The sequence below is a fragment of the Ideonella sp. genome, from assembly GCF_041914305.1.
Taxonomy (GTDB): Bacteria; Pseudomonadota; Gammaproteobacteria; order Burkholderiales; family Burkholderiaceae_C; genus Ideonella.
In genome coordinates this window covers 387,174-394,781 of the sequence record NZ_JAYSDQ010000003.1, presented here as the reverse complement: position 1 = coordinate 394,781, position 7,608 = coordinate 387,174, and the positions used below count along the sequence as shown (strand labels likewise).

The following is a 7,608-nucleotide window of genomic DNA, read 5'->3' as shown; positions in this document are numbered from 1 at the left end:
GCGGCTCATCGATGGACTCAACTGTAGAGATTCACGATTCAGGAATAAACAATCAATCCGTACATTGCGTGTTTGCAAAACAAGAACAATATCGGATGGCCGGGCGCGTTCGTCGAGCCGCGCCCGTCATGTCTCCCCCGGTTGCGGCATCCATCGATCGACCCGAATTGGGTCTAAGTTAGAGCTTGCTGGGCCGAAGTCGGCCCCCTACCATCCGCCCGCTGCCGATGCCACCACCCGAGAGTGGCTGCCGCGAGGAGACGCATGGTTCGCTGGAAAGACCTGTCCACGAGCGAGATGACCCTGCTGGACCACGTGTTCTGGTCGAGCCGCATTTCGCGTGAGGCGCTGGCGACGGGCTCGTCGTTCTCGAAGAGCCGCGCCAATGCCGCGGTCGCCGGCATGCTGGAGCAAGGCGTGCTCGAAGCCACCGGCGAGCAGGTGGCCACCGGCGGCCGCCGGGCCGAGACGCTGCGCCTGTCGCGCAACCTCGGCGTGCTGCTCGGCGCGGCGCTGGGTGCTACCGGGCTCGAGGTGGGGGTGATGACGCCCGACCTGGAGCTGCTGGCCCACCACAGCGAGCCGGCCGATGTGCGCGACGGCCCGGCGCGGGTGCTGTCGCGGGTGCGCGCGCTGATGCGCGAGCAGCTCGCCCAGTGCGGCGCCAAGGTGCGCGACGTGATCGCGATCGGCATCGGCGTGCCGGGGCCGGTGGACTTCGGCCTGGGTCAACTGGTCAACCCGCCGCTGATGCCGGCGTGGGACGCCTACTCGATCCGCGACGACCTGAAGGCCGATTTCACGGCGCCGGTCTACGTCGACAACGACGTCAACGTGATGGCGTTGGGTGAACTCTGGCGCATGCAGCGCGGGCTGCAGAACTTCCTGGTGATCAAGGTCGGCACGGGCATCGGCTGCGGCATCGTCTGCCATGGTCAGGTCTACCGCGGCGCCAACGGCTCGGCCGGCGACGTGGGCCACATCTGTGTCGACCCGCAAGGGCCACGCTGCCACTGCGGCAACCTCGGCTGTGTCGAGGCGATGGCTGCCGGCCCGGCGATCGCGCGGGCCGCCACCGAAGCGGCGGAGAGCGGCGACAGCCCGTTGCTGAAACAGATGCTCGACCAGCGCGGCGCGCTCAAGCTGCAAGACGTGGCCGAAGCCAGCCGCACCGGCGACGCGGCGGCCAACGCGATCGTGCAGCGCTCGGGCGCGCTGGTCGGCCAGATGCTCGCGGCGGTGGTCAACTTCTACAACCCGTCGCACATCTTCATCGGCGGCGGCATCCAGAAGATCGGCCCGCTGTTCCTGGCCGCGGTGCGCCAAAGTGTTTACCACCGCTCGCTGGCGCTGTCGACGCGGCACCTGGAGATCCAGTACACGCCCCTTGGCGAGCGCGCCGGGCTGATCGGCGCCGGCGTGCTGGGCATGCAAGAGAGCCTGCAGATGCGTGAGGCGGTGGGGTGATCTCGCTGGCCTTCCACGATGTCGTGAAGGCCTTCGGGCCGGTGCAGGTGCTGCACGGCGTCAGCTTCGCGCTCAAGGCAGGCCGCATCCACGGATTGCTCGGGGAAAACGGAGCCGGCAAATCGACGCTGATGAAAATCGCCGCCGGCTATGAAGCGCCGAGCGGTGGCGAACTGCGCATCGATGGTCAGCCGGTGCGCTTTGATGGGTCACGCGATGCCGAGGCCGCCGGCATCGTGCTGATCCACCAGGAGTTCAACCTGGCCGACGACCTGACGGTGGCACAGAACGTGTTCCTCGGCCACGAGAGGCGGCGCGGCCTGTGGCTGGACGACGCGGCGATGCGCGCCGAGACGGCGGCGCTGCTGTCTGAGGTGGGGCTGGCCATCGACCCCGACACGCGGGTGCGTCAGCTGATCGTGGCCGAGAAGCAGCTGGTCGAGATCGCCAAGGCGCTGGGCCGAAAGGCGCGCCTGTTGATCATGGACGAGCCGACCGCGACGCTGACACCGAGCGAGACCGAGCGCCTGTTCACGCTGATGACGCGGCTGAAGGCCGAGGGCGTGACCATCGTCTACATCTCGCACAAGCTCGACGAGGTCGAGCGCATCACCGACGAGGTGATCGTGATGCGCGACGGCCGCTTCGTTGCGCGCCAACCCACCGCCGCGCTGACACGGCAGCAGATGGCCCAGCTGATGGTCGGGCGCGAGTGGTCCGACCTGTTTCCGCCGCGCCAGCCGGTGCCGCTGGGCGACGCGCCGCCGCGGCTGAGCGTGCAAGGCCTGTCGGTGCCGGGCTGGGCCAGCGACGTCAGTTTCGACGTGCGGGCTGGCGAGATCCTGGGCTTCGCGGGCCTCGTCGGCGCGGGCCGCACCGAGTTGTTCGAGGGCGTGCTGGGCCTGCGGCCACGCAGCGCGGGGCGCGTGGCGCTCGACGGCCGCGAGGTGCGCATCGGCAGCCCGCGCGAAGCGGCCGATCTGGGCCTGACCTACCTCAGCGAAGACCGCAAAGGCAAGGGCCTGCACGTGGCCTTCGGGCTGGCCGAGAACCTGACGTTGATGGCGCTGCAACGCTACGCCCACCCCTGGCTGCGGTCCGGTGCCGAGCGCGCTGCGCTGCAAGAAGCGGTCACCGCTTTCGGCATCCGCACCGGCTCGTTGGGTCTGCGCGCGTCGGCGCTGTCCGGTGGCAACCAGCAAAAGCTCGCGCTGGCCAAGGTGCTGCACCCGAAGCCGTGCGTGGTGGTGCTGGACGAGCCGACACGCGGCGTCGACATCGGCGCCAAACGCGACATCTACGCCTTGATTCAGCGCCTGGCCGTCGAGGGCCACGCGGTGGTCGTGATCTCGTCCGAACTGGTCGAGCTGATGGGGGTGTGCCACCGCGTGGCGGTGATGCGCCATGGCCGCTTGCAGGCGGTGTTGCCGGCCGAAGGCTTGAGCGAAGAACTGTTGATCGCCCATGCGACCGGGACCCATTGAGATGCAGCGGCCGTGCCGAAGGCTACCCGCCGAGCAATCGAACGTTGAAAGTTGGCGCGCATCGAGGGCGCCGGGTGACCGGCTCCGTTCATGTCCCCCGGAGACAGCCTTTCGGCCATCTCCTCCTCCTAATACTTCACTGCGCCGGTCACCCGACGCCCTCGATGATCAACGGGATCTGACTTGCGTTGATGCCCCTCGACCGTGCCCGATCAGGACGGTGGGGTGCTCTGTGCAGCGAAGTATTAGGAGGAGCCGGCAGCCGCAGGCTGGCGGCGGGGGACATGAGCGGAACAGAGTGCCCCGGCGGCCTGATCCCGTGACGTGCGTCGAATCGAATGAGTGGCTCGCGATGAGCAACCTCGGACGAGGATGACCGCTGCATCGGTATCCAGCAAATCCGGCCGCACCGCCGCTTCATTGCGGCTGTGGGGTCGCCTGCACGCCCACGGCCCCGTGCTCGGCCTGGTGTTGCTGTGCGTCGCCGGCACCTTGTTAAACCCCGAATTCGCGACGCTCGACAACGCGCTGAACGTGCTGACCCGCACTGCCTTCATCGGCATCATCGCGGTCGGCATGTGCTTCGTCATCGTGTCGGGCGGCATCGATCTGTCGGTGGGCTCGATGGCCGCGTTGATCGCCGGCTGCGTGATCATGCTGATGAACATGCTGGCGCCACGCGGGTGGCCGCCGGTGGCCATCGTCGTGGCCGGCATGGCCTTCGCGGTGTTGCTGGGCGCGGTGTTCGGCCTCGCCCACGGCTTGCTGATCACGCGCGGCCGCATCGAGCCGTTCATCGTCACGCTCGGCACGCTGGGCATCTACCGCGCTGGCCTGACCTACTTTGCCGATGGCGGCGCGTTGACGCTGGACAACGCGCTGGCCGATGCCTACGGCCCCGTCTACTACGCCAGCCTGCTGGGCGTGCCGGTGCCGGTGTGGGTCTTTGCGCTGGTGGCCGGCGCGGGCGGCCTGATCTTGAACCGCACCGCCTATGGCCGCTATGTACAGGCGATCGGCTCGAGCGAGCAGGTGGCGCGCTACGCCGCGGTCAACGTCGACCGGGTCAAGGTGTTGACCTATGCGCTGCTGGGTGTGTGCGTCGGCATGGCCACGCTGCTGTATGTGCCGCGCCTGGGCTCGGCCTCGCCGACCACCGGGCTGCTGTGGGAGCTCGAAGCGATCGCCGCGGTGATCGTCGGCGGCACGGCCTTGCGCGGGGGCGCCGGCAGCATCGCCGGCACGGTGGTCGGGGCGGTGCTGCTCTCGGTGATCAGCAACATCCTCAACCTGACCAACATCATCAGCGTCTACCTCAACGCCGCGGTGCAAGGCTTCGTGATCATCGCGGTGGCCTTCACGCAGCGGCGGCGATGAACTGACTTTTCACTTGCACTGACCCTTTGGAGACACCCATGAGCCAGACCACCCGTCGACTTGCCGTGGCCTTCGCGGCCACCGCCGCCCTGAGCCTCGGCGCGGGCGCGCGCGCGGCCGATGCGAAAGACGTCAACGTCGGCGTCGCCATTCCGGCGGCGACCCATGCGTTCACCGCCGGCATCGTCTTCTGGGCCAACCAGGCGAAGAAGGACCTCGAGGCTGCTCACCCGGGCCTGAAGGTGACGGTGAAGACGGCCAGTGGCGCGCCCGAGCAGGCCAACCAATTGCAGGACCTGGTGACCGCCACCAAGATCAACACGCTGGTGATCTTTCCGTTCGAGTCGGCGGCGTTGACCAAGCCGGTGGCGCAGGTCAAGGCCAAGGGCATCTACGTGACGGTGGTCGACCGTGGCCTGACCGATACCAGCGCGCAAGACGCCTACGTGTCGGGCGACAACATCGCGTTCGGCCGCATCCCGGCCGAGTACCTGGTGAAGGCGCTCCACGGCAAGGGCAACATCGTGGCGCTGCGCGGCATCCCGACGACGATCGACAACGAGCGCATGGATGCGTTCAACGCGGTGCTGAAGAGCAGCCCCGACGTGAAGCTGCTCGACGCCAAGCACGGCAACTGGAACCGCGACGACGCGTTCAAGGTCACGCAGGATTACCTGACCCGCTTCAAGCAGATCGATGCCGTCTGGGCGGCCGACGACGACATGGCGGTCGGCGTGCTGAAAGCGATCGAGCAGGCCAAGCGGCAAGACATCAAGATCGTCTTCGGCGGCGCCGGCATGAAGAGCATGGTCAAGACGCTGATGGATGGCAGCAACCCGCTGATCCAGGCCAATGTGTCGTACTCGCCCAAGTTCATCTACGACGCGATCAGGCTCACTGCCGAGGCGCGGTTGAAGGGCGAGAAGCTGCCACCCAGCACCATCATCCCGTCGGTGTTGATCACCAAAGAGAACGCTCCGCAGTACTACTTCCCCGACTCGCCGTTCTGAGGTTTCCCATGGCTCGCCCCATCACCCTGTTCACCGGCCAATGGGCCGACATGCCCTTGACCCAACTGGTGCCGCTGGCCAAGCGCATGGGCTACGACGGCCTCGAGCTGGCCTGCTGGGGCGACCACTTCAACGTGCAAGAGGCGCTGGCTTCGCCGCGCTACGTGGCCGACAAGCGCGGGCTGCTGCGCGAGTACGGCATGGAGTGTTATGCGATCGGCAACCACCTGACCGGCCAGGCGGTGTGCGACCGCATCGACGAACGCCACCAGGCCATCCTGCCGGCGCATGTGTGGGGTGATGGCGACCCCGAGGGCGTGCGCCAGCGCGCTGCGCAGGAGATGAAAGACACCGCGCGCGCCGCGGCCCGCTTCGGCGCCCCCACGGTGACCGGTTTCACCGGCTCGTCGATCTGGCATGCGGTGTATGCCTTTCCGCCCACGCCGCAGAGCTACATCGACAAGGGCTTCAAGGACTTCGGCGCCCGCTGGACGCCGATCCTCGATGTGTTCGACGAGCGCTGCGTCAACTTCGCGCTCGAGGTGCACCCGACCGAGATCGCGTTCGACATCGCATCGGCCGAACGGGCGATCAGCGCGGTCAACGGCCATGCCCGGTTCGGCTTCAACTTCGACCCCAGCCACTTCGCCTACCAGGGTGTCGACTATGTCGGCTTCGTGCGCCGCTTCGGCGCGCGCATCTTCAACGCCCACATGAAAGACGTGTGGTGGAACAAGGGCGACGGCACGGTCGGCGTGTTCGGTGGCCACACCGCCTTTGGTGACGCTCGGCGGAACTGGGACTTTCGCAGCGTTGGCCGCGGCATGATCGACTTCGAAGCCATCATCGTCGCGTTGAACGATGTGCGCTACGCCGGCCCGCTGAGCGTGGAGTGGGAAGACACCCGCATGGACCGCGTGCATGGCGCGACCGAGAGCGCGGCCTTCTGCCGCAAGCTTGATTTCCCGCCTGCGGCCGGTGCGTTCGACGCGGCGTTCGAGAACAAGTTGCCGCAGGGCGGCATGGCGGGTTGATGCCCGGCCGCGTCTTGCGCTGTGCGATGGTCGGTGGTGGCCGCGACGCCTTCATCGGCGCGGTGCACCGGCAGGCGATGGCGCTCGATGGTGAGATCCGGCTGGTCGCCGGTGCCTTGTCGTCGCAGCCCGACAAGGCCTTGGCCTCGGGCCGCGACCTCGGGCTGGCGCCCGAGCGCACGCATGCCGACTGGCGCGCGCTGCTGCGCCACGAGCTGGGCCTGCCGCGCGAGCGGCGCATCGACTTCGTCAGCATCGTCACGCCCAACCATGTGCACCACGAAGTGGCCAAGGCCTTCGGCGAAGCCGGCATCCACGTGGTCTGCGACAAGCCGCTGGTGCACACCAGTGCGCAGGCCGACGAGCTGGTGCGCATCGCGCGCGAACGCGGCCTTGTCTTCGGCGTGACCTACAACTACATCGGCTACCCGATGGTGCAGCAGGCGCGCGAGATGCTGCAGGCCGGCGCGATCGGCACGCTGCGCAAGGTGGTGGTCGAGTACCACCAGGGTTGGTTGGCGCGTCGGCACGAGCCCGGCGCGAACAAGCAGGCCGACTGGCGCATGGACCCGACGCGCAATGGCATCGCCGGCGCCATGGGCGACATCGGCTCGCACGCCGAGAACCTGATCGCGACCGTGACCGGGCTGCAGGTCGAGAGCCTGTGCGCCGAGCTGACGGCGTTCGTGCCCGGCCGGCTGCTCGACGACGACGCCAGCCTGCTGCTGCGCTTTCGCGGCGGCGCGCGCGGCGTGCTGCTGGCCTCGCAGGTGGCCGCCGGCTGCGAGAACGACCTGCGGCTGCGCGTGTTCGGCAGCGAAGGCACGCTCGACTGGCGGCAGGAAGAGCCGAACACGCTGGTGCACGCGCCGCTGAACGGCCCGCGCCAGCTGCTGACGCGCGGCTCGCCGTGGCTCGGCGAAGCCGCCCGCCAAGCCACCCGCCTGCCGGCTGGCCACCCCGAAGCCTTCATCGAAGCCTTTGCCAACATCTACCGCGGCGTGGCGGCCGATGTGCGGGCCCGCGAGGCCGGCCTGCCGCCGCTGGCGCCGGGGCGTTACGCGACGGTGAAAGACGGCGCACGCGGTGTGCGCTTCATCGAGGCCACGGTCGCGTCGGCGCGCAGCGAGCAGAAGTGGACGGCGTTGGCGTAGCCGGCTTGCCCCGAGCGCGCGCCGCGCCGCTCACCCCAAGTGGCGTGCGCGGATCCGGCTCCGCCGGTCCGCTGCGCGAGCC

6 protein-coding genes are annotated in these 7,608 nt (G+C 68.3%); all 6 read left to right on the top strand.

Going from position 1 to position 7,608, the window contains the following annotated elements:
* Positions 1-297: 297 nt before the first annotated feature.
* The 6 genes from ACE3SG_RS06480 (at position 298) to ACE3SG_RS06455 (ending at position 7,526) form a co-directional block, all read left to right on the top strand.
* A complete protein-coding gene (locus ACE3SG_RS06480) occupies positions 298-1,467 on the top strand; it encodes an ROK family protein (protein WP_374563343.1) in 1,170 nt (389 codons plus the stop codon).
* Positions 1,467-2,951 carry a sugar ABC transporter ATP-binding protein gene (locus tag ACE3SG_RS06475; protein ID WP_374563341.1) on the top strand — a complete coding sequence of 495 codons (1,485 nt, stop codon included), beginning with the start codon at positions 1,467-1,469 and terminating at the stop codon, positions 2,949-2,951. Before ACE3SG_RS06480 ends, ACE3SG_RS06475 begins: the two co-directional genes overlap by 1 nt.
* Before the next feature lie 372 nt (positions 2,952-3,323).
* Complete coding sequence (locus ACE3SG_RS06470; protein ID WP_374563322.1) at positions 3,324-4,328, top strand: ABC transporter permease; 1,005 nt, start codon at positions 3,324-3,326, stop codon at positions 4,326-4,328.
* 38 nt (positions 4,329-4,366) lie between these two features.
* The gene (locus tag ACE3SG_RS06465; RefSeq protein WP_374563320.1) at positions 4,367-5,338 is read left to right on the top strand and encodes a substrate-binding domain-containing protein; all 972 of its coding nucleotides are present in this window, start codon (positions 4,367-4,369) and stop codon (positions 5,336-5,338) included.
* Positions 5,339-5,346: 8 nt separating this feature from the next.
* Positions 5,347-6,372 carry a sugar phosphate isomerase/epimerase family protein gene (locus tag ACE3SG_RS06460; protein ID WP_374563318.1) on the top strand — a complete coding sequence of 342 codons (1,026 nt, stop codon included), beginning with the start codon at positions 5,347-5,349 and terminating at the stop codon, positions 6,370-6,372.
* Positions 6,372-7,526 carry a Gfo/Idh/MocA family protein gene (locus ACE3SG_RS06455; protein ID WP_374563316.1) on the top strand — a complete coding sequence of 385 codons (1,155 nt, stop codon included), beginning with the start codon at positions 6,372-6,374 and terminating at the stop codon, positions 7,524-7,526. The genes ACE3SG_RS06460 and ACE3SG_RS06455 overlap by 1 nt, the downstream gene beginning before the upstream one ends.
* Positions 7,527-7,608 lie beyond the last annotated feature (82 nt).

Bases quoted from the DNA above. Each gene is read 5' to 3' on its own strand.
- ACE3SG_RS06470 (WP_374563322.1), top strand. From the start codon at position 3,324: ATGACCGCTGCATCGGTATCCAGCAAATCCGGCCGCACCGCCGCTTCA.
- ACE3SG_RS06460 (WP_374563318.1), top strand. From the start codon at position 5,347: ATGGCTCGCCCCATCACCCTGTTCACCGGCCAATGGGCCGACATGCCC.
- ACE3SG_RS06455 (WP_374563316.1), top strand. From the start codon at position 6,372: ATGCCCGGCCGCGTCTTGCGCTGTGCGATGGTCGGTGGTGGCCGCGAC.
- ACE3SG_RS06480 (WP_374563343.1), top strand. From the start codon at position 298: ATGACCCTGCTGGACCACGTGTTCTGGTCGAGCCGCATTTCGCGTGAG.
- ACE3SG_RS06465 (WP_374563320.1), top strand. From the start codon at position 4,367: ATGAGCCAGACCACCCGTCGACTTGCCGTGGCCTTCGCGGCCACCGCC.